The organism is Amycolatopsis bartoniae, assembly GCF_014191255.1.
GTDB classification, from domain to species: domain Bacteria; phylum Actinomycetota; class Actinomycetes; order Mycobacteriales; family Pseudonocardiaceae; genus Amycolatopsis_E; species Amycolatopsis_E bartoniae.
In genome coordinates this window covers 2,406,362-2,426,703 of record NZ_JACHWH010000001.1, presented here as the reverse complement: position 1 = coordinate 2,426,703, position 20,342 = coordinate 2,406,362, and the positions used below count along the sequence as shown (strand labels likewise).

General features: G+C 70.5%; 17 protein-coding genes and 1 other RNA gene. 13 read left to right on the top strand and 5 right to left on the bottom strand.

Annotation, left to right across the window (positions count from 1 at the left end; all coding sequences use genetic code 11):
- Positions 1–6 precede the first annotated feature (6 nt).
- The gene (locus FHX82_RS11440; RefSeq protein ID WP_145935961.1) at positions 7–2,736 is read right to left on the bottom strand and encodes a sensor domain-containing protein; all 2,730 of its coding nucleotides are present in this window, start codon (positions 2,734–2,736) and stop codon (positions 7–9) included.
- Between the two features lie 190 nt (positions 2,737–2,926).
- On the opposite strand from FHX82_RS11440, the gene FHX82_RS11435 reads away from it, so the two are divergent.
- From FHX82_RS11435 to FHX82_RS11410, 6 genes are all read left to right on the top strand, one after another.
- Positions 2,927–4,084 carry a beta-ketoacyl synthase N-terminal-like domain-containing protein gene (locus FHX82_RS11435; RefSeq protein WP_145935962.1) on the top strand — a complete coding sequence of 386 codons (1,158 nt, stop codon included), beginning with the start codon at positions 2,927–2,929 and terminating at the stop codon, positions 4,082–4,084.
- A 102-nt stretch (positions 4,085–4,186) separates the two neighbouring features.
- The gene (locus FHX82_RS11430; protein ID WP_145935963.1) at positions 4,187–6,097 is read left to right on the top strand and encodes an APC family permease; all 1,911 of its coding nucleotides are present in this window, start codon (positions 4,187–4,189) and stop codon (positions 6,095–6,097) included.
- 38 nt (positions 6,098–6,135) lie between these two features.
- The gene (locus FHX82_RS11425; protein WP_145935964.1) at positions 6,136–7,257 is read left to right on the top strand and encodes a 5-methyltetrahydropteroyltriglutamate--homocysteine S-methyltransferase; all 1,122 of its coding nucleotides are present in this window, start codon (positions 6,136–6,138) and stop codon (positions 7,255–7,257) included.
- A 9-nt stretch (positions 7,258–7,266) separates the two neighbouring features.
- Positions 7,267–8,064 (top strand): IclR family transcriptional regulator, encoded by a 798-nt coding sequence (locus FHX82_RS11420; RefSeq protein ID WP_145935965.1) that lies wholly within the window; start codon positions 7,267–7,269, stop codon positions 8,062–8,064.
- Between the two features lie 223 nt (positions 8,065–8,287).
- Positions 8,288–9,316 (top strand): IS110 family RNA-guided transposase, encoded by a 1,029-nt coding sequence (locus FHX82_RS11415; protein ID WP_145939377.1) that lies wholly within the window; start codon positions 8,288–8,290, stop codon positions 9,314–9,316.
- Between the two features lie 88 nt (positions 9,317–9,404).
- Positions 9,405–10,121: a Clp protease N-terminal domain-containing protein gene (locus FHX82_RS11410; RefSeq protein ID WP_145937044.1), complete on the top strand. Its 717-nt coding sequence runs from the start codon at positions 9,405–9,407 to the stop codon at positions 10,119–10,121.
- A gap of 35 nt (positions 10,122–10,156) precedes the next feature.
- Here FHX82_RS11410 and gnd read toward each other — a convergent pair whose 3' ends face one another.
- Entirely contained in the window at positions 10,157–11,596 is a 1,440-nt protein-coding gene (gnd, locus tag FHX82_RS11405) for an NADP-dependent phosphogluconate dehydrogenase (RefSeq protein WP_145937045.1), read from the bottom strand.
- Positions 11,597–11,803: 207 nt separating this feature from the next.
- Here gnd and FHX82_RS11400 point away from each other — a divergent pair, with 207 nt between their 5' ends.
- Positions 11,804–12,664: a helix-turn-helix domain-containing protein gene (locus FHX82_RS11400; protein ID WP_145937046.1), complete on the top strand. Its 861-nt coding sequence runs from the start codon at positions 11,804–11,806 to the stop codon at positions 12,662–12,664.
- Positions 12,665–12,715: 51 nt separating this feature from the next.
- Here the strand turns inward: FHX82_RS11400 and FHX82_RS11395 are convergent, their stop codons facing one another.
- Positions 12,716–12,892 carry a hypothetical protein gene (locus FHX82_RS11395; RefSeq protein WP_183176555.1) on the bottom strand — a complete coding sequence of 59 codons (177 nt, stop codon included), beginning with the start codon at positions 12,890–12,892 and terminating at the stop codon, positions 12,716–12,718.
- Positions 12,873–13,310 carry a hypothetical protein gene (locus FHX82_RS11390; protein ID WP_229881275.1) on the bottom strand — a complete coding sequence of 146 codons (438 nt, stop codon included), beginning with the start codon at positions 13,308–13,310 and terminating at the stop codon, positions 12,873–12,875. Before FHX82_RS11390 ends, FHX82_RS11395 begins: the two co-directional genes overlap by 20 nt.
- Positions 13,311–13,529: 219 nt before the next feature.
- On the opposite strand from FHX82_RS11390, the gene FHX82_RS11385 reads away from it, so the two are divergent.
- Complete coding sequence (locus tag FHX82_RS11385; RefSeq protein ID WP_145937047.1) at positions 13,530–13,781, top strand: DUF397 domain-containing protein; 252 nt, start codon at positions 13,530–13,532, stop codon at positions 13,779–13,781.
- A 131-nt stretch (positions 13,782–13,912) separates the two neighbouring features.
- On the opposite strand, the gene FHX82_RS11380 is transcribed toward FHX82_RS11385, so the two are convergent.
- A complete protein-coding gene (locus FHX82_RS11380; RefSeq protein WP_145937048.1) occupies positions 13,913–14,551 on the bottom strand; it encodes a single stranded DNA-binding domain-containing protein in 639 nt (212 codons plus the stop codon).
- A gap of 170 nt (positions 14,552–14,721) precedes the next feature.
- Here FHX82_RS11380 and FHX82_RS11375 point away from each other — a divergent pair, with 170 nt between their 5' ends.
- The 5 genes from FHX82_RS11375 (at position 14,722) to ffs (ending at position 20,332) form a co-directional block, all read left to right on the top strand.
- The gene (locus FHX82_RS11375) at positions 14,722–15,471 is read left to right on the top strand and encodes a response regulator transcription factor (RefSeq protein WP_145937049.1); all 750 of its coding nucleotides are present in this window, start codon (positions 14,722–14,724) and stop codon (positions 15,469–15,471) included.
- The gene (locus tag FHX82_RS11370) at positions 15,449–16,969 is read left to right on the top strand and encodes a sensor histidine kinase (protein ID WP_145937050.1); all 1,521 of its coding nucleotides are present in this window, start codon (positions 15,449–15,451) and stop codon (positions 16,967–16,969) included. The genes FHX82_RS11375 and FHX82_RS11370 overlap by 23 nt, the downstream gene beginning before the upstream one ends.
- A gap of 99 nt (positions 16,970–17,068) precedes the next feature.
- Positions 17,069–18,304 carry a bifunctional glycosyltransferase family 2/GtrA family protein gene (locus tag FHX82_RS11365; RefSeq protein ID WP_145937051.1) on the top strand — a complete coding sequence of 412 codons (1,236 nt, stop codon included), beginning with the start codon at positions 17,069–17,071 and terminating at the stop codon, positions 18,302–18,304.
- A gap of 13 nt (positions 18,305–18,317) precedes the next feature.
- Entirely contained in the window at positions 18,318–20,219 is a 1,902-nt protein-coding gene (locus tag FHX82_RS11360; protein WP_145937052.1) for an ArnT family glycosyltransferase, read from the top strand.
- Between the two features lie 16 nt (positions 20,220–20,235).
- Positions 20,236–20,332: signal recognition particle sRNA small type (gene ffs, locus FHX82_RS11355), an RNA gene on the top strand.
- Positions 20,333–20,342 lie beyond the last annotated feature (10 nt).

The following is a 20,342-nucleotide window of genomic DNA, read 5'->3' as shown; positions in this document are numbered from 1 at the left end:
CAGTGCTCAGCCCCAGAGCTCCCGAGCGGGCATCGGCTTGCCGAGGTAGTAACCCTGAGCCTGGTCGCAGTCCAGCTCCCGCAACAGGTCCAGCTGCCCCTGGTGCTCCACGCCCTCGGCCACCACGGTCAGTTTCACGGCGTGGGCCATCGCGATGATGCTCCGCACGATCGCCTCCGCGTCGGCGGATTCGCCGAGGCGCATGACGAAGGAGCGGTCGATCTTCAATGTGTCCAAAGTGAGCCGTTGCAGCTGTGCGAGCGACGAGTAGCCGGTGCCGAAGTCGTCGATCGCCAGCCGCACCCCGATCTCGCGCAGCGCCGCCAGTGTCTCCCCGGCCAGCGCGGAGTCCCGCATCAGCGCGCTTTCGGTGATCTCCAGGCACAGCGCCTTCGCGGGCAGGCCCGTGGTGCGCAGCGCCTCCTCCACCTCGGGCACCAGCCCGGGGTCGTCGAGCTGCCGCGTGGACAGGTTGATCTTGAGCTCGACGTCGAGCCCGCTCCTGCGGCGGGCGGCGAGCTCGTGCGTGGTCATCCGCAGCACGTGCGAGCCCAGCTGGCGGATCAGGTCGCTCTCCTCGGCCAGCGGAATGAACTCGGCGGGCGGCACGGCGCCGTGCACCGGATGCGTCCAGCGCAGCAGCCCCTCGACCGCGACCATCTTGCCGCTGCGCAGGTCGACCACCGGCTGGTAGGCCGCCCACAGCTTGCCGAGCCGCACCGCGTCGCGCAGGTCCTGCTCCAGCCGCAGCCGCCGCTGCATCCGGCGCCGCAGCTCGACGTCGAAGAACTCGTACCGGCCGCGGCCGAGCGTCTTCGCCTGGTACATCGCGACATCGGCGTCACGCAGCAGCTCGTCCGCCGCTCGCGGGTCGCCGCCCGCCGCGAGCACGATGCCGATGCTGGCGTCCACATGCAACTTCCGGCCGTCGACGGAGATGGGCCTGCTGAGCGAGTCCCGCAGGTGCTCGGTCAGCGCGCGCACCTCGGGATCACCGTGCACGCCCGACGCGATCACCACGAACTCGTCGCCGCCGAGCCTGCCCACGACGTCGTCGCGGCGCACCGTGCGGCGCAGCCGCTCGCCGGCGATCCGCAGCACGCGGTCGCCCACCGAGTGCCCGAGCGAGTCGTTGATGACCTTGAACTTGTCGAGGTCGATGAACAGCACCGCGGTGGACGCCCGGCGCGGCCCGTGCAGCCGCGCGCTCAGCTCGTCCAGCACCAGCGTCCGGTTCGCGAGCCCCGTCAGCGGGTCGTGCGTCGCGTCGTGCTCCAGGCGCTCGCCGATCGCGCGGCGCTCGGTGATGTCGGTGAACGACAGCACGTACGCGCTGTAGTCGGTGTCCTCCGGGTTCATCGCGCGGCAGGACGCCGACAGCCACACGTTGTGGCCGTCGCGGCGCAGCACGCGCATCACGCGGCCCTGCTGCGCGATCCCCGTCCGGCGGACCTGCGCCGACGGGTACTCACTCGGCGACATGCGCTTGCCGGACTCGTCGTAGATCGGCCACTCGTGCGGCGACGAGCCGAGCATCGCCGACTCCGGCACGCCCAGGATCCGCTCCGCCGCCGGGTTCGCCGACAGCACGGTGCCACCGGGGCTGATCACCAGCACGCCCTCGTCGAGCGAGGCCACCACGGTGCTGTACTGCCGCTCCGCGCGGCGGCGGGCGGTCTCGTCCGCGCACACCAGCACGTAGCCGTCGTCCATCTCGGCCGCCGAGACGCGGACCGTGAGCGCCGCGCCGTCGGCCGCCCGGTGCGTCTGCTGGCTCACCCCGCCCGCCCGGATCACCGCCCCCGGGTCCAGCTGCGCGCCGACCAGCTCGCTCACCCGTCGCCCCAGTGCCCCACCCGACGGCAGGCCGTAGATGGTCTCCGCGGCCGGGTTCCAGCTGGTCACGCGGCCCTTCGCGTCGGTGGCGATGATCGCGTCGCTGACGTGCTGGACGAGCGCCGCCTGGTAGCGCAGCGCCGCCTCCGCGGCCTTCTGCGCGCTGACGTCGCGCATGATCACCTGGTAGGCGGGGCGGCCCGCCCACGTCGTGCGGACGGACACGACCTCCATCGGGCAGCTGGTGCCGTCGGGTCGCACGAACACCGCCTCGGCGGGTTCGGTGGTGGCGCCCGGTTCGGACAGGCGCTTGAGCCTGCCGAGCATCTCCGTCTTCGACCGCGTGTCCACGAAGTCCGTGATGGGCCGCCCCAGCAACGCCGCGGGCGACTCCCCGCCGGCGAACCGCACGGCCGCCGGGTTGGCGTAGACGAGCGCGCCGTCCTGGTGCACGGCGATCATGTCGGGGCTCAGCTCGACCAGCAGCCGGTAGCGGTCGGCGAGGTCGGCCAGCTCACGCCTGTCCTCGTGCCGGTCGGTGACGTTGTGGGCGATCCCCAGCAGGTGCTCCTCGTTCCGGCGGGCCGTGAACCGCAGCCAGCGCAGGTCACCGTCCGGCGTCTCGTAGGGCTGCTCCAGGTCGAGGTCCTTCCACAGCTCCGTGGTGCGGGAGGCGAGCACGAGTGGTTTGATCAGCTCCGCCAGCCGCGCCCGGATCTCGGCGTCGTCCCCGCCGGACACGCCGAGCAGGGTGTCCAAACCCGGCCCCCACGACAGCCGGTCGGAGGCGAAGTCCAGCGACCAGACGATGCCGCGGCCCGCGGACAGCGCCAGGTCGATGACCTCGTTCTCCAGTGACACGCCGCTGCGACCCTCCGCGCTGTTGGCGTTTGCGTCCATGATCGTCCGATCCGCCGATTCACCCCACCGCCGTCGTTACTCCGTTCGGCGGAGGTCAGTGGGGCAAAAGCACCTTCCTGCCGCTGCCAGCTTGCCACGTGCAAGTGACCGGAGTCGGCGGTCGTTGGCCCCTTTGGGTCCGTTTCTTCCGAACGGATCGTAGAGCCAATCACGAGAAGGGGCGAGTGCGATGAGCGCGCGAGCAACGGGAATCTGCGGAATCGGAGCGGTCACCGGCTACGGCTGGGGTCGTGAGGTGCTGTGGGAGGGGCTGATCTCCGGGAAGGCGGCGGCCGGCCTGCACGGCGGTTACGGGGCCGGTGAGAACGAAACGGCCTTGGTGGCGAAGGTGCCGGACGGCGGGAACCCGGCCGACGGGACCAGCCGGTTCGCCAGGGCCATGCGGGCCGCCGCCAGGGAAGCCATCGCCGACGCCGAGCAGCGCGGCTGGCACCCGGGACGCCGGGTCGGCCTCCTGCACGCCGTGGTCCTCGGCGAGGTGGACCTCTGGCGCGAGTTCTACCTCCAGCGCCAGACCCTCAAATCGAGGGACTACCTCGCGTTGATGCCGTCCACCCCGATGTCGACCTTCATGCAGGAGTACGGCTTCCACGGGCCCGCGATGAACGTCTCGGCGATGTGCGCCTCCGGCAACGCCGGACTGCTCACCGCCAAGGCCTGGCTGGACGGCGGAATCGTCGACGACGTGGTGTTCGTCGCGACCGACCTCTCGCTGGTACCGGAGAACGTGCTGCACTTCGAACGGCTCGGGGTCGCGATCACCGACGCCGAACCGCTCGACGCGTGCCGCCCGTTCCAGGAGGGCAGCCGCGGGTTCAGCATGGGTGAAGCGTCCGTCTCGTTCGTCCTGTCGAAGAACGCGGAGCGGCCGTACGCGCTGGCCCTCGGCGGCGCGATGTCGCACGACGCCCACCACGTGACGTCGATCGACCCGAGCCTCCAGGAGATCCGCGGGTGCTTCCGCGACGCGCTGGCCAACGCCGGGGTGCCCGCCGCGGCCGTCCGGTACCTCAACGCGCACGGCCCCGGCACGGCGCAGTGCGACCGGGCGGAGGCGACCATCCTGGAGGAGCTGTTCGAGCCGGAGACCCGGATCTACTCGGTCAAGCCGCTCGTCGGGCACTGCCAGGGCGCGGCCTCGGCGGTCGAGACGGCGGTGGCCGCGCTCGGGTACGACCGCGGGTGCATCCCGGCGCCGCCGGCGGTGGCTCCCGGGCACCCGCAGCTGCTCAACGGGAAGACGCCGGTCGAGGACGGGCTGACCGTGAAGTCCTCGCTCGGCATGGGTGGCCACAACTCGGTCGTCGTCCTTGCCCCGCCCGCGTGAGCACGGGCCGTGAAGGGCGTCCGCCCCCCGGATGCCCTTCACGGCGCCGCTGCCCGCGATCCGGGATCATGGCCCCGACGCACGGTTGGGGAAGGGGTCCGGGTGACGGTCAGGGAGTGGCTGCTCGAAGGGGAGCACAAGCGGGGCCGCCAGCTGTCCGGCGACGGGCGGGAACAGGCCGCCGAGCGGAGCCACCCGTGGTGGAAGGTCATGTGCCTCACCGGGGTGGACTACTTCTCCACGCTCGGCTACCAGCCGGGCATCGCCGCGGTCGCGGCCGGGCTGCTGTCGCCGCTCGCGACGGTCGTGCTCATCGTGCTGACGCTGGCCGGCGCGCTGCCGATCTACCGCCGCGTGGCCGCGGAGAGCCCGCACGGGCAGGGCTCGCTCGCGATGCTGGAGAAGCTGCTGGCGCGGTGGAAGGGCAAGCTGCTGGTGCTGGCGCTGCTCGGGTTCGCCGCGACGGACTTCGTCATCACCATCACGCTGTCGGCCGCGGACGCCGCCGAGCACGCGGTGCAGAACCCGTACGTGCCCAGCTGGCTGCACGGCGAGAACATGCTGCTCACGCTCCTGCTGATCGCCCTGCTCGGCGCGGTGTTCCTCAAGGGGTTCGCCGAGGCCATCGGGGTCGCCGTCACGCTCGTCGGGATCTACCTCGCGCTGAACGTCGTCGTGGTGGTGGACGCGCTCGTCCACGTCTTCACCAGCCCGCACCTCGTCGTCGACTGGAAGAACCTGCTGGTCACGCAACACGGCAGCGTGTGGGCGATGGTCGGCGTGTCGCTGCTGGTGTTCCCGAAGCTCGCGCTGGGCCTGTCCGGGTTCGAGACCGGCGTGTCCGTGATGCCGCTGGTCCAGGGCGGTGGGGACGACCCGCTGCGCGGCCGCATCCGCAACACGCGCCGCCTGCTCACCACCGCCGCGCTGGTCATGAGCGCGTTCCTGATCACCAGCAGCTTCGCCACCACGGTCCTGATCCCGCAGCGGGAGTTCGAGGAGGGCGGCAGCGCGAGTGGCCGTGCCTTGGCCTACGTGGCGCACGAGTACCTCGGCAACGCGTTCGGCACCGTCTACGACGCGAGCACGATCGCGATCCTGTGGTTCGCCGGTGCGTCGGCGATGGCCGGGCTGCTCAACCTGGTCCCGCGGTACCTGCCGCGTTACGGCATGGCGCCCAGCTGGGCGGCCGCCACCCGGCCGTTGGTGATCGTGATCGCGGTGATCGCGTTCGTGATCACCTGGATCTTCGACGCGAGCGTGGACGCGCAGGGTGGCGCCTACGCGACGGGCGTGCTGGTGCTGATCTCGTCGGCGGCGCTCGCGGTGACCCTGTCGGCGTGGCGCCGCGGCCGGCGCGTGGCCTTCGCGGCCTACGCGCTGATCACTGTCGTCTTCGTCTACACCACCGTCGCGAACATCGTGGAGCGCCCGGACGGCGTGAAGATCGCCGCGTTCTTCATCCTCGCGATCATCGCGACCTCACTGGTCTCGCGCGCCACCCGTTCGCTGGAACTTCGTGCGGTGGACGTCGAGTTCGACGCCGCTGCCCGGCGCATCCTCGACAAGGCAGTCCGCAGCGGACACGTCCGGATCATCGCGAACGAACCGGACGCGCGGAACGAGGAAGAGTACCGCGACAAGGAGCAGGAGGCGCGCGAGAACAGCCACCTCCCGCACGACTGCCCGCCGGTGTTCCTCGAAGTCACCATTTCGGACGCGTCGGAGTTCGAGTCGACGCTGCACGTCCACGGCGAGAAGCGCTACGGCTACCGGATCCTGCGCGTGCAGAGCCCGTCGATCGCCAACGCCATCGCCGCGATCCTGCTGAAGATCCGCGACGAGACGGGCATCCGGCCGCACGTGTACTTCGGCTGGACCGAGGGCAACCCGTTCAAGTTCCTCGTGCGCTACCTGTTCTCCGGCGACGGCGACGTGCCGCCGGTGACGCGCGAGGTGCTGCGCCGGGCGGAGCGGGATCCGGAGCGGCGCCCGCTCGTGCACGTCGGCTGAGGGTTGCCCCGGCCCCGGGTTGGGCGAAGGATCGGGGCATGACTCCGCGCACGACACCGCCGTTCCGCGCCGATCACGTCGGCAGCCTGCTCCGTCCCGCCGAGCTGCACGAGGCACGGACGAAGTTCGCCGAAGGAAGCATCACCGCCGACCAGCTCCGCGCCGTCGAGGACGAGGCCATCCGCGGGGTGGTCGAGCTGCAGCGCGCCGCCGGGCTGCAGTCCGCCACCGACGGCGAGTTCCGCCGCGCGTCCTGGCACATGGACTTCATCTACCAGCTGGGCGGCATCGGCAAGAGCGAAGAACAGCTGCACGTCAAGTTCCACAACGCCGCCGGGGACATCGAGTTCAACCCCGCCGGGCTGAAGGTGCACGACAAGGTCCGGCTCGACGGCGTGATCTTCGGGCAGCACTTCGAGTTCCTCAAGTCCATTGTGGATGGACGGATCACGCCGAAGCAGACCATTCCCTCGCCGAGCATGGTGTACTACCGCGGCGGCCGGGCGGCCGTGAGCGAGTCGGTGTACCCGGACCTCGAAGAGTTCTACGAGGACCTCGCCGCCGCGTACGCCAAGGAGATCGCCGGCATGGCGGCGCTGGGCTGCACGTACCTCCAGCTCGACGACACGAGCCTCGCGTACCTCAACGACCCCGAGCAGCGCGCGCTCGTCGCGAAGATGGGCGGGGACCCGGACAAGCAGCACGTGCGCAACATCAAGACGATGAACGCCGCGCTCGCCGGGCGCCCGGAGGGGCTGACCGTCACCACCCACCTGTGCCGAGGGAACTTCCGTTCGTCGTGGGTCGCGCAGGGCGGGTACGACTTCGTGGCGGACGCGCTGTTCAACGAGCTGAACGTGGACGGGTACTTCCTGGAGTTCGACGACGAGCGCTCCGGCGGGTTCGAGCCGCTGCGGTTCGTGCCGAAGGGCAAGTACGTCGTGCTGGGGCTCGTCACGACCAAACGCGGGGAGCTGGAGAGCGTGGACTCGTTGCGGCGGCGCATCGAAGGCGCGTCGCAGTACGTCGACGTGGAGCAGCTGTGCCTGTCGCCGCAGTGCGGGTTCTCGTCGACGGAGGAGGGCAACGACCTGACGCAGGACCAGCAGAAGGCGAAGCTGGAGCGGATCGTGGAGACCGCCGCGTCGGTCTGGGGTTAGCCTTTTCCGATGCGGCACACCTCGGCACAGGCGCCTTCGGTGGTCGACCGGGTGCTGGCCGTCCTCGGCGCGTTCAGCCCGGACCGGCCCGCGCTGAGCCTTTCGGACCTCAGCCGCCGGGCCGGGCTGCCGCTGTCGACGACGCACCGGATCGTCGGCGAGCTGGCCCGGCGCGGGGCGCTGGAGCGGCAGGAGGACGGGCGGTACCGGGTCGGCCTGTGGCTGTGGGAGGTGGCGTCGCTGTCGCCGCGCGGCATGGGCCTGCGGGAGGCCGCGATGCCGTTCCTGGAGGACCTCTACGAGGCGACGCACGAGAACGTGCAGCTGGCGGTGCTTGACGCGCCGGAAGTTGTCTACGTGGAACGGATTTCCGGCCGCAACGCGGTGAGCATCATGTCCCGCGCCGGCGGCAGGCTGGCGGCCCACGCGACGGGGGTGGGTCTGGTGCTGCTGGCCCACGCCCCGGTCGACGTGCAGGAACAGGTGCTGGCCGGCCCGCTCAAGACGTACACGCCGAAGACGATCGACACGGCGGACGAGCTGCGCCGCGTACTGGCCGACGTCCGGCGCGACGGTTTCGTGGTGAGCGACCGCCAAGTGGAGATGGTGTCCCTCTCCGTCGCGGCCCCGGTGTACGGCCCGGAGGACAGCGTGGTGGCGGCGATTTCGATCGTGGTCCCGGTCCGCGGAGTCGAGCCGCGCACCCTGGTCCCGGCCGTCCGCGCGGCGGCACGGGGGATCTCGCGGAACCTCGGAGCACCAAGGGCGCTCAGTGGTGGGGTGTTGGTGCCGTCGTGTGGCGGTTAGGGTCTGGTCCTCGGTTGCGTGGTGACTCTCAAGGGCGCTGTCACCTGCGTGTTGGTGGTTGGCTTGGCGAAGAATTGTCCAGCGTGGCCGGGGTCCCGGGCCGGCTGGGCGTGACTTGATAGAAGCGTGGACGAGACGCCATCCATCAACTCGACTGAGGTGTGTCCGTCCAGCCTGGCCCGGGGTGCATGCCTGCCCTGGAGTGGAAGGACACGCGAGAACCATGGTGGTCATTGGGATTGATCCGCACAAGCACACCCATACCGCGGTCGCGGTGGACGAGGTGGGTCGCAAGCTCGGTCAGGTGACGGTGGCGGCTGACGAGGCCGGGGTGTTGCGGTTGTGGGTGTGGGCCGGGCGGTTCGGGCAGCGGCGGTGGGCGGTGGAAGACGGGCGTGCGGTGGCGGGTCGTCTGGTGCGCACGCTGATCGGGATGGGGTCGGCGGTGGTGTGGGTACCGCCCAAGCTGATGGTCGCGTGCCGGGCCAGTGCCCGCACCCGGGGCAAGTCCGACCCGATCGACGCGCTCGCGATCGCCCGGGCCGCGCTGCGTGAACCGCGTTTGCCTGCGGCGAGGTTGGATCAGGTCGCGTTGGACCTGCGGTTGCTGATCGACCGGCGGGAGACGGTGGTGGCGGCCCGCACCGCCGCGATCTGCCGGCTGCGCTGGCACCTGCATGACCTGGCACCCGGGCTGGACGAGGGGACGCGGACACTGACCGGGCGCCGCCGCCAGCACGCCCTCACCGGGATGGTTGCGGCCCTGCCCGCCAGTGTCCGCCGCGACATCGCCTTGGACCTGCTGGCCGACATCACCCGGCTGACCGAGCAGATCCTGATACTCGAGCGACGCCTGAGCGAGCTGGTCACCCCGATCGCACCCACCCTGATGGCGATCGTGGGAATCAACGTCCTCGCCGCGGCCAAACTGATCGGGGAAGTCGCCGACATCACCCGTTTCCGCAGCCCCGCCGCGTTCGCCATGCACACCGGCACCGCACCCATCCCGGTCTGGTCCTCCAACACACCCCAATACCGGCTCAACCGCGGCGGGAACCGGCAACTCAACACCTGCCTGCACCGCATCGCCCTCATCCAGCTCATCCACCACCCACCCGCCCAGCAATTCCGAGACCGCTGGACCCAGCAACACCCCCACGCCACCAAAAAAGCCGCCATCCGCGCCCTCAAACGCCACCTCACCAACGTCATCTACCACGCACTACAAACCGACCACCACCACTTGACATAGAAGCTTCTTCGGCAGCCGGTGGTTTGAACAGCCGTGATCGTCAACCCAAGGTTGACGCAACGCCCATCGTCAACCTAGAGTTGACGCTATGACGAATCCAGTCCGGCTCGACGATCTGATCGACTCCGTCAAGAGCCAGCACCCCGGGGCCGACGCGCTCCAGCAACTGTCCGACGCCATGCTCCTCGCCGAGCAGGTCGGCGAGGTCGCCGACCACCTCATCGGCCACTTTGTCGACCAGGCAAGGCGTTCCGGTGCCTCGTGGGCCGAAATCGGGACCAGCATGGGGGTTTCGAAGCAGGCGGCGCAGAAACGCTTCGTGCCCAAGGAGTTCACGGCCGCGAGTGGGGAGAGCCCGTTCAGCCGCTTCACCGAGCGGGCGCGCAAGGTGCTCGTCACCGCCGAGGGGGCCGCCCGCGGGGTCGGCAACGACGAGATCGACCCGTTGCACATCCTGCTCGGGCTCGTCGGCGAGCGCGACGGCCTCGCGGCCAGGGCGATCGACAAGCTCGGCGCCAGCCCCTCGGAACTCGGCGAGCGCGTCAATGCCGTGCTGCCGGCCGCCGCCGGGACCGTGCCTGTGCACATCCCCTTCAACGCCCGCAGCCGCAAGGCGATCGAGCTCACCGTGCGCGAAGCGCTGCGCCTCGGGCACAACTACGTCGGCACCGAACACATCCTGCTCGGCCTGCTCGACCAGGGCGAGGGCCCGGCGTACGACATCCTCGTCGACCTGGGCATCACGAAGGAAGGGGTCGAGGAGGAGATCAAGGCGATGCTCGCCACCATGTTCCCCGGCAAGTGACGGGCGCTCCCTGGGGGAACGCCCGTCACCGCGGCTCAGGCCGAGTGCTCGGGCCGCTCGTCGGTGGCCCACTCGGTGTGGAACGAGCCCTCCCGGTCGACGCGGCGGTAGGTGTGCGCGCCGAAGAAGTCGCGCTGTCCCTGCACCAATGCGGCCGGGAGGCGCTCCGCGCGCAGGGCGTCGTAGTACGCCAGCGCGGTGGAGAAGCCCGGCGTGGGAATGCCGAGGCGCGTCGCGGTGCCCACGACCGACCGCCACGAGTCCTGCGCCTCCTCGACGGCCTTGCGGAAGTCACCGGACGTGAGCAGGGTCGGCAGACCCGGCTCGGCGGCGTACGCGGCCGTCACGTCGTCGAGGAACTTCGCCCGGATGATGCAGCCACCGCGCCAGATCCTGGCCACCGCACCGAGGTCGATGTCCCAGCCGTACTCCGCGCCGCCCGCCTGGATCTGGTTGAAGCCCTGCGCGTAGGCGACGATCTTCGACGCGTACAGCGCCCGCTCGACGTCGTCGGCGAAGGTCTCCGCCGCCGCACCCGTCAGCGGCGTCCGCGACGGCCCCGGCAGCCCACGACTCGCCTCGCGCAGGCCCGCGCTGCCCGAAAGCGACCGGGCGAACACCGCCTCCGCGATCCCGCTGATCGGCACCCCGAGGTCCAGACCGATCTGCACCGTCCAGCGCCCGGTGCCCTTCTGCTCCGCCTGGTCGGCCACCACGTCCACGAACGGCTTGCCGGTCGCGGCGTCGGTGTGCGCGAGCACCTCGGCGGTGATCTCGATGAGGTACGAGTCGAGACGCCCGGTGTTCCACGTGCGGAACACGTCGGCGATCTGCGCCGGCTCGTAGCCGAGCGCGCCGCGCAGCAGGTCGAACGACTCCGCGATCAGCTGCATGTCGGCGTACTCGATGCCGTTGTGCACCATCTTCACGAAGTGCCCGGCGCCGTCCGGCCCGATGTGGGTGCAGCACGGCTCACCGTCCACTTTGGCCGAGATGTCCTCGAAGAGCGGCCCGAGGGACTCGTAGGACTGCTTCGACCCGCCCGGCATGATGCTCGGCCCGTGCAGCGCGCCCTCCTCGCCACCGGAGACACCGGTGCCGACGAAGTGCAGCCCCCGCTCCCGCAGCGCGGCTTCACGGCGGCGCGTGTCGGCGAAGTGCGCGTTGCCGGCGTCGACGATGACGTCGCCCTCCTCCAGCAGCGGCGCGAACTCCTCGATCACCGCGTCCGTGGGGGCGCCGGCCTTGACCATGATCACGATCTGCCGGGGGCGTTCGAGCGCGTCGACGAACTCCTGCGCGGAGTAGGCCGGGATGAAGTCGCCCTCGTCGCCGAACTGTTCGACCAGGTCGCGGGTGCGCTGCTCGGACCGGTTGTGCAGGGCGACGGTGTGCCCGTGCCGGGCCAGGTTCCGGGCGAGGTTGCGGCCCATGACCGCCAGCCCGGTGACACCGATACTCGCCTTCTTGCTCATGGACGTCCTTCCGTCTCTGCGTCTACTCGAAACCCTAGCGCGGGGCGGCGGTTGCCCCAGGTGAACGCGTGGGTAACTGGCACGAAGTGGTATTTCCTGCCATCCTTGTCGGTCGTCACCGTGACGAATCCGGTGCGTGATCACAGACGGTCAACGGCCTAGGATCACTGGGTGGGAACGAAGGGTCGAGGCGCGGGAAAGTGAGCGATGGCTAGCACCGTCACGTCGCGGCGCAAGCAGCTCGGCAACGAGCTCCGCCATGCCCGTACCGCGGCCAGGATGACCCAGCAGCAGGTGGCCGAGGTGCTGGGCTGCACGCAGGGCAAGGTCAACAAGATCGAGTCCGGCGCCGTCGGGGTCAAACTCGGCGACGTCCGGGCGATGCTGGACGCGTTCGGCATCAACGGCGAAGAGTCCGAAGCGCTGATGAACCTGGCGCGCGCCGCCGCCGGGCAGCGCGGGCACTGGTCCGGTTACCGGTCGGTGGTGCCGCACTGGTTCCGCACCTTCACCGACCTCGAACCGGCCGCCGTCGAGATCATGACGTGGCACGGCGAGCGCATTCCCGGCCCGCTGCAGTCCGAGCACTACATGCTCAAGCAGTTCACGGAGTTCGGCGCCACGGACGTCACGTCGCTGGTGCGCAACAGGCTTGACCGCAAGGCGGTCTTCGACCAGCCCCAGCCGCCGTACTACCGGTTCATCCTCAGCGAGGCCGCGCTGCGCCGCGCGCCCGGTGGCCGGGCGCCCGCCGTGATGCTGGACCAGATCGAGCACCTGCTGGAGCTCGACAAGCGCCCGCGCGTGTACATCCACGTGCTCACGTTCGAGGCCCGGCTCGCCTCGGTGCCGAACGACTTCACGATCATGCGCTTCGCCGACCGCACGCGGGACTTCGCGTACATCGAGCACCCGGCCAGCGGCGTGTACCTGGACGACCAGAAGGACTTCCAGCTGTTCGTGGACAGCTGGGACAGGCTGCGCGGAGCGGCGCTGGAACGCCAGGAGACGCGCGAGTTCCTCAAGGAACTGGCCGACGGCTACCGCCGCAAGATGGGCGAAGGCTGACCACCCGCACGAGCGATCCGGCCCAGGCTCGCGAGCCGGATGTCATCGTTGTCAGGCTCGAGACTTCTGCAGTGCGAACTCCAGGTGGTACCACCACGCGTGCCGCGGGCGCCGCAGCTGCGCGACGACCGGGGTGCGGGGGCGGTCGTCGGCCACGTCGGGGCCGTTGTCCTCGTCGCGCCCGCGGCGGCGGACGGCCGAGGCGACATCACCGATTCTGACGGTCATCCGGATATCCCTCCAGTTCCGGCAGCGTCCGGGCGCCGAGCACGAGACAGCACTCGCAGGGCATTCCGGCGCCGGGACGCAGCCATTCGATCTCCGGTAGCAAGAGTTCGGTTCCGCAGCACGCCACGACCGAGCCGTGCAACGCGGCTCCCGGGCGGATGCGGAACAGGTGGGCGCAGCGGCGGGACTCGCCGACGACGCCGTGCACGGGGCGGCCGATCAGCGTCAGCGTGCCGGGCCAGTCCTCGCGCAGGTACCAGACGGCCGCGGCGCGTTCATCGGCGCGGAGCCAGTCCAGCATGAGTTCGAGGGCGTCCGCGGGCGTGGCGGCGCAGGCCGTCTCCTCGTACCCGTTGACCCGGCCCACCACCACGAAGGGATCCAGCGCCGGGGGCGCGACTGCTGCTCCTGGGAACACGAGAACCTCCCCCGGAAGGATGAGCGTCGGCGGGTCGCCTTCACGATCTTGGAGGGCTACCCCCCGATCGATGGAATAATCCTACTCCTGGAATAATCTTGGTGTCGAGCGGTCAATCCTTCGATCACTCGACTGGACCCGTCGGGGTCCGGAAAAACCAGGCGCGCCCAGCGTTCCCGCACGTCAGAAGCGCGCCGGACTTGCACGGAGGTAGGACCCATGGCGGAACACCCGCGCCCCCTGGCTTACGACCCGCAGACCGCGGCGGCGCTCTTCGAGGATGCGCAGTGGGAGAAGTCGTTCGCGAGCGAACCCAACGGCGGCAACTGTGTCGAAGTCAACATCGGCAGCGCGGGCCTCGTCGGCGTGCGCGACACGAAGCTGCCGGAGAGCCCTGTCTTCGTGTTCGACACCGGCGAGTGGGAGGCCTTCCTGACCGGCGTCAAGGCGGGCCAGTTCGACCTCTCGTGACGAGTGCGATTATCGGCGTTCGTGTGTTATTGACCACAGTGGACGTCGAGCTGGCGACGGCACACTGAAGGACCACAGTGAGGCCGCCTTCCGGAGCACCCGGAAGGCGGCCTTCGTCGTAGCGGGCTGGTTCAGTTGGTCGAACCGCCCTGCTGTCCCGGCATCTGGCCACCGCCCGGGAAGCCGCCCTGCTGGCCGCCACCGGGGAAGCCACCCTGCTGACTCCCGCCGGGGAAACCGCCCTGCTGGCCGCCGCTGCGTGACGTCTGGCTCGCGTCGGTGATCGTCGTGGCGGTCGCCTTGTCGCCGCTCACCTTCGCGATGACCTCGACGGACGTGCCGGTCGCGACGTTGCTCGCCTTCTGCGTCGACGAGTCGATCGCGTAGGTCTGCGTGTAGCCGTCCTTGCTCTTGACCGTGACCGAGGTGGCGTCGAGCGCCGTCACGCTGCCGCTCTGCAGCCGCTCGGTGACGTAGCCGCCGTTCTCGGAGACGGTGAAGTCGCCGTGCAGCGCCTGGGTCAGCAGCGACGCGCTGCCACCCATCCCACCCATGCGGTTGAAGCCGCCCTGGCCGCCGAAGCCCTGTTGGCCGCTGGCGCTGCTCTGCGTGCCGAGGTAGATCGCGACCCCGCCGATGGCGGCGATCACGACGGCGACGACAGCGGCGATCGCGGTCTTGCGGCCCGACCACTTCGGCGCGGGTGGCTGCGGGTCGCCCCAGGCCGGCGGAGGAGCCTGCGGCGGGGTGGTCGTCGGCTCGGTAGTCATCGTGTCCTCTCCCGGTGTTCGCCCGGCGGGCGCTTACGCCGACCAGGGTCGGCAGGCATTCTGTGCGCAGGCTGTGAACGACGTGGGCGCACGCTGTGCACTCGCGCGCTCACAGGAAACCCACAGAGCGCGCACAGGCGCACCTCACGACCGGCGCCCAGGATGGGACCATGACCAGCATGAACGCGGCCACCTCCGGGCCGGGCAAGACCGACCTGCAGCGTCCCGACGGTTCACCGGTGCGGGTCCTCGTCGTCGACGACGAGGAGACCCTCGCCGAGCTCGTCTCGATGGCGCTGCGCATGGAGGGCTGGGAGATCCGCAGCGCGGGCAACGGCACCGACGCGGTGCGCATCGCCAGGGACTTCCGCCCCGACGCGGTGGTGCTCGACGTGATGCTGCCCGACTTCAGCGGGCTGGAGGTGCTCTCGCGGCTGCGTGCCGAGGTGCCGCACCTGCCGGTGCTGTTCCTCACCGCCCGCGACGCGGTCGAGGACCGGATCGCGGGACTGACCGCGGGCGGCGACGACTACGTGACCAAGCCGTTCAGCCTGGAGGAGGTCGTGCTGCGACTGCGGGCGCTGCTGCGCCGTTCGCACGCGGTGTCCAGCAGCATGGGCTCGACGCTGGTCGTCGGCGACCTGACGCTCGACGAGGACAGTCGCGAGGTGCACCGCGGCGGTGAGCCGGTCTCGCTCACGGCGACGGAGTTCGAGCTGCTGCGGTTCCTCATGCGCAACCCGAAGCGGGTGCTGTCGAAGGCGCAGATCCTCGACCGGGTCTGGAGCTACGACTTCGGTGGGCAGGCCAACATCGTGGAGCTCTATATTTCGTACCTGCGGAAGAAGATCGACGCGGGCAGGGAGCCGATGATCCACACCATGCGCGGCGCGGGGTATGTCCTCAAGCCGGCCACGTAGCCGACGCGTTCTGCCCTCCTCACTGCGCGGCAAGCTGATCGCGCAGCTCATCGCGCTGCTCGCGGTGGTGTGCCTGGTGGTCGGACTGGTCACCGAGGTCGCACTCCGCAGCTTCCTCATCTCCCAGCTCGACGACCGGCTCGCGGCCGCCAGCGAGCGCGGCGCGCGCCCGCCGCCCGCGGGCACGCCGTCGTACCCCGCCGGGCCGCGGCCGCCCGACTCGCTGCGCGTGCCGGGGCAGGGCATCGGCACGCTGGGCGTGTTCGTCGACCAGGCCGGGGTGATCCACTCCGGGGTGCTGGGCGCGACGGCCCCGACGCCCGACAACCCGTTCCCCACCAAGGACGTGCCGGCCCCGGAGCTGCGGACGCTGCTCGCGTTGCCCGCCAACGGCCAGCGCTACAGCGTGGACCTCGGCGAGCTCGGCGAGTACCGCGTCGTCTCGGTCCGCCACGCCGACGGCACGCTGCTGGTCACCGGCCTGCCGCTGAGCGACGTGACGGCGACGCTGTGGCAGCTCGGGTTCATCTTCGGCGGGGTGGCGCTGGGCGGGCTGCTGCTGGCTGGCGGAATCGGCGCGGTCACGATCCGCCGCACCATGCGCCCGCTCGACCGGCTCGCGCACACCGCCGCCCAGGTCTCCGAGCTGCCGCTCGACCGCGGCGAGGTCGCGTTGTCCGTGCGCGTGCCCGAGGCCGACACGGATCCGCGCACCGAGGTCGGCAAGGTGGGCGCGGCGTTCAACCGGATGCTCGGGCACGTCGCGGCGGCGCTCACCGCGCGGCAGGCGAGCGAGAGCCGGGTGCGGCAGTTCGTCGCCGACGCGAGCCACGAGCTGCGCACGCCGCTGGCCGCGATCCGGGGGTACGCCGAGCTGACGCGGCGCAGCTCCGACGCCGTGCCGCCGGAGATCGCGTTCGCGATGAGCCGCGTCGAGTCCGAGTCCGCCCGTATGACCACGCTCGTCGAGGACCTGTTGCTGCTCGCGCGTCTGGACTCCGGGCGCAACCGCGTGCACGAGCCGGTGGACCTGACGCGCCTGGTGATGGACGCGGTCGCCGACGCGCACGCCGCCGGTCCTGACCACCGGTGGGTGCTGGACGTGCCGCCCGAACCGCTCACCGTCGTCGGCGACGCCGACCAGCTGCAGCAGGTGGTGCTCAACCTGCTGACCAACGCCCGCACGCACACGCCGCCCGGCACGCACGTCACCACCGCACTGTCCACTCAGGACAGATCGGTGATGCTGACCGTCACCGACAACGGGCCCGGTATCCCGCAGAACGTCCTGCCCGAGGTGTTCGAGCGGTTCGCGCGCGCCGACACCTCCCGCTCGCGGGCGGCGGGCAGCACCGGGCTCGGGCTCGCGATCGTGGCCGCCGTCGTGGCCGCGCACAAGGGCGAAGTGAGCGTCGCGAGCAGACCGGGACGAACCGAGTTCCGCGTGCGTTTTCCGGCGGCCGGCGAGGCCGACAGTTTCACCCGTGTGAACAACTGACCAACTGTCTCCCGTCGTTCGCCCGTAAGTGGCGGGCTCACAGCTTCCGCACAGCCGAACCACATGGTCGGCACAATCGGCCCCGCCAACGTTGTCGCCATGACGACCTCCGCAGACGCTTCCCCCGCAGCGGCGCGGGCTCCTCTCCCCGAAGGCAGTCCATCCCCGGTCCTCGACGTGGTCATCCCGGTCTACAACGAGGAGAAGGACCTTCCGCAGTGCGTGCGGCGGCTGCACGCCTACCTGCGTGACACCGTCCCGTACCGCTACCGCATCACGGTCGCGGACAACGCGAGCACCGACCGCACCCTCGTCATCGCCCGGCAGCTCGCGGACGAGATCGCCGAGGTCGAGGTCGTCCACCTGGACCAGAAGGGCCGCGGGCGGGCGCTGAACGCCGTCTGGTCCGCCTCCGACGCGCAGGTGCTGGCGTACATGGACGTCGACCTGTCGACCGACCTCGCGGCGCTGCTGCCGCTGGTCGCCCCGCTGATCTCGGGTCACTCCGACCTGGCGATCGGCTCCCGGCTCGCCCGCGGCGCGCGGGTGGTGCGCGGGCCCAAACGGGAGATCATCTCCCGCTGCTACAACCTGATCCTGCGCGGCACGCTGGCGGCGAAGTTCTCCGACGCGCAGTGCGGGTTCAAGGCGATCCGCGCCGACGTCGCGAAGCAGCTCCTGCCGCTCGTCGAGGACACCGGCTGGTTCTTCGACACCGAGCTGCTGGTGCTGGCGCAGCGCGCGGGGCTGCGCACGCACGAGGTTCCGGTGGACTGGATCGACGACCCGGACTCCTCGGTGAACATCGTCGCCACCGCCACCGCGGACCTGAAGGGGGTCGCCCGCATGATCCGCGCCTTCGCGAAGGGATCATTGCCGCTCAGCGAGATCCGCGCCCAGCTCGGCCGCGCGCCGATCGGCGTGTCCACGCCCGGGGTGCCGCCGCGGCTGGCCACGCAGCTGGTGCGGTTCGCCGCGATCGGCGTCGGCAGCACGCTCGCGTACCTGGTGCTGTACGTGCTGCTGCGTGGCGCGGTGGGCGCGCAGTGGTCCAACCTGCTCGCGCTGCTGGTCACCGCGATCGCGAACACCGCGGCCAACCGCCGGTTCACCTTCGGCGTGCGAGGCTCGTCCGGCGCCGGGCGGCACCAGTTCGAAGGGCTGATCGTGTTCGGTCTCGGGCTCGCGCTCACCAGCGGTTCGCTCGCGCTGCTGCACTCCGGCGGCGAGCCGAACCGCCTCGTGGAGCTGGTGGTGCTGGTGGCGGCGAACCTCGCGGCGACCGTGCTCCGCTTCCTGCTGTTCCGCAACTGGGTCTTCCGCAAGAACCGATAGGAGAATCTCGCAGATGACGACTGCGTCCGCCGCGCCACCCGTGTCCATCGGGACCGGCCCCGTCGCAGCCACTCGCCAGGTGACACGACCACGGTGGGTCCGCCCGTCCGTGGCCGTGCTGCTGCTCGCGACCGCGGCGCTGTACCTGTGGAACCTGAGCGCGTCCGGCTACGGCAACGACTTCTACGCGATGGCGGTGCAGGCCGGCACGAAGAACTGGGAAGCCCTGTTCTTCGGCTCGCTGGACCCGGGCAACGTGATCACGGTCGACAAGCCGCCCGCCGCGATGTGGCTGATGGCGCTGTCCGGGAGGATCTTCGGGTTCTCCAGCTGGAGCATGCTCGCGCCGAACGCGTTGTGCGGCGTCGGCTCGGTGGGGCTGCTGTACCTCGCCGTCCGCCGCACGAACGGCCCGGCGGCCGGCCTGCTGGCCGGTTCGGTGCTCGCGCTGACCCCGGTCGCGGCCATGATGTTCAAGTTCAACAACCCGGACGCGCTGCTGGTCCTGCTCATGACGCTCGGCGCCTGGTGCACGGTGCGCGCGCTGGAGAAGGCGGGCACGTGGTGGCTGGTGCTCGCCGGGGTCGCGATCGGGTTCGGCTTCATCGCGAAGATGCTGCAGGCGTTCCTCGTGCTGCCCGCCTTCGCGCTGGTGTACCTGGTCGCCGCGCCGACGGGCCTGGGCAAGCGGGTCCTGCAGGTGCTCGCGGCGGGGCTCGCCGTCGTGGTGTCGGCGGGCTGGTACGTCGCCGTGGTCGCGTTGTGGCCCGCGTCGAGCCGGCCGTACATCGGCGGCTCCACCGACAACAGCGCACTCGAACTCGCCTTCGGCTACAACGGCCTCGGCCGCATCTTCGGCGGTGAGGGCAACGGCGGTGGCGGTGGCGGAGGTGGCGGCGGGAACTCGATGTTCGGTGGCGAAACCGGCATCACCCGCATGTTCGGCTCGTCGTTCGGGTCGGAGATCTCGTGGCTGCTGCCCGCCGCGCTGATCGCGCTGGTGGCCGGGCTGTGGTTCACGCGGTTCTTCCCGCGCACCGACCGCACCCGCGCCGGCCTGCTGCTGTGGGGCGGCTGGACGGTCGTGACCGCGCTGGTGTTCAGCTACATGAGCGGCACGATCCACCCGTACTACACGGTCGCGCTGGCGCCGGGCATCGGCGGCCTGATCGGCATCGGCGCGCTGGAGCTGTGGAAGGGCAGGCACAACTTCTCCGCGCGGGTGTGGCTCGCGGTCCTGCTCGCGGCGACCGGTGTGTGGGACTTCATCCTGCTGGAGCGGGTCTCGTCGTGGCAGCCGTGGCTGCGGTTCACGATCCTGGTGCTCACCGCGATCTTCGTGGCGGGGCTGCTGTTCGGTGTGGACCGCATCCGGCAGCTGGGCGTGGTGCTCGGCGTCGGTGCCCTCGTTACGGGCATGCTCGGCACGACGGCGTACGCCGTGGTCACGGCGGCCACGCCGCACACCGGTTCGATCCCCACGTCCGGACCGTCCGGCTACGGCACGGGCGGCTTCGGCGGCGGGATGGGCGGCGGGATGGGCGGTGGACCCGGCGGTGGCGGCGGTTTCGGTGGCGGCCAATCGGACAGCGCGGTCATCGACCTGCTGAAGAACACCACCACGAAGTGGGCGGCCGCGGCACAGGGTTCCCAGTCGGCGGCCGGCCTCGCGCTGAACTCCGACAAGTGGGTCATCGCAATCGGCGGCTTCAACGGCAGCGACCCCGCCCCGACGCTGGAGGAGTTCAAGCAGTACGTGGCGAACCACGAGATCACGTACTACGTCTCCGGCGGCATGGGCGGCTTCGGCGGCCGTGACGGCAGCGGCTCGATCTCGCAGTGGGTGGAGCAGAACTTCACCGCCACGACGGTCGGCAACAGCACGGTTTACGACCTGACGAAACCTCTGACGTAGTTCTCCACTACACTGTGAGGCGGACCCCCGCGGCGTCCATCCTGTGAACCTCCCCAGGGCCGGAAGGCAGCAAGGATAAGCAGGCTCTGACGGGTGCGGGGGTCCCCTTTTTGCCCGGACTGG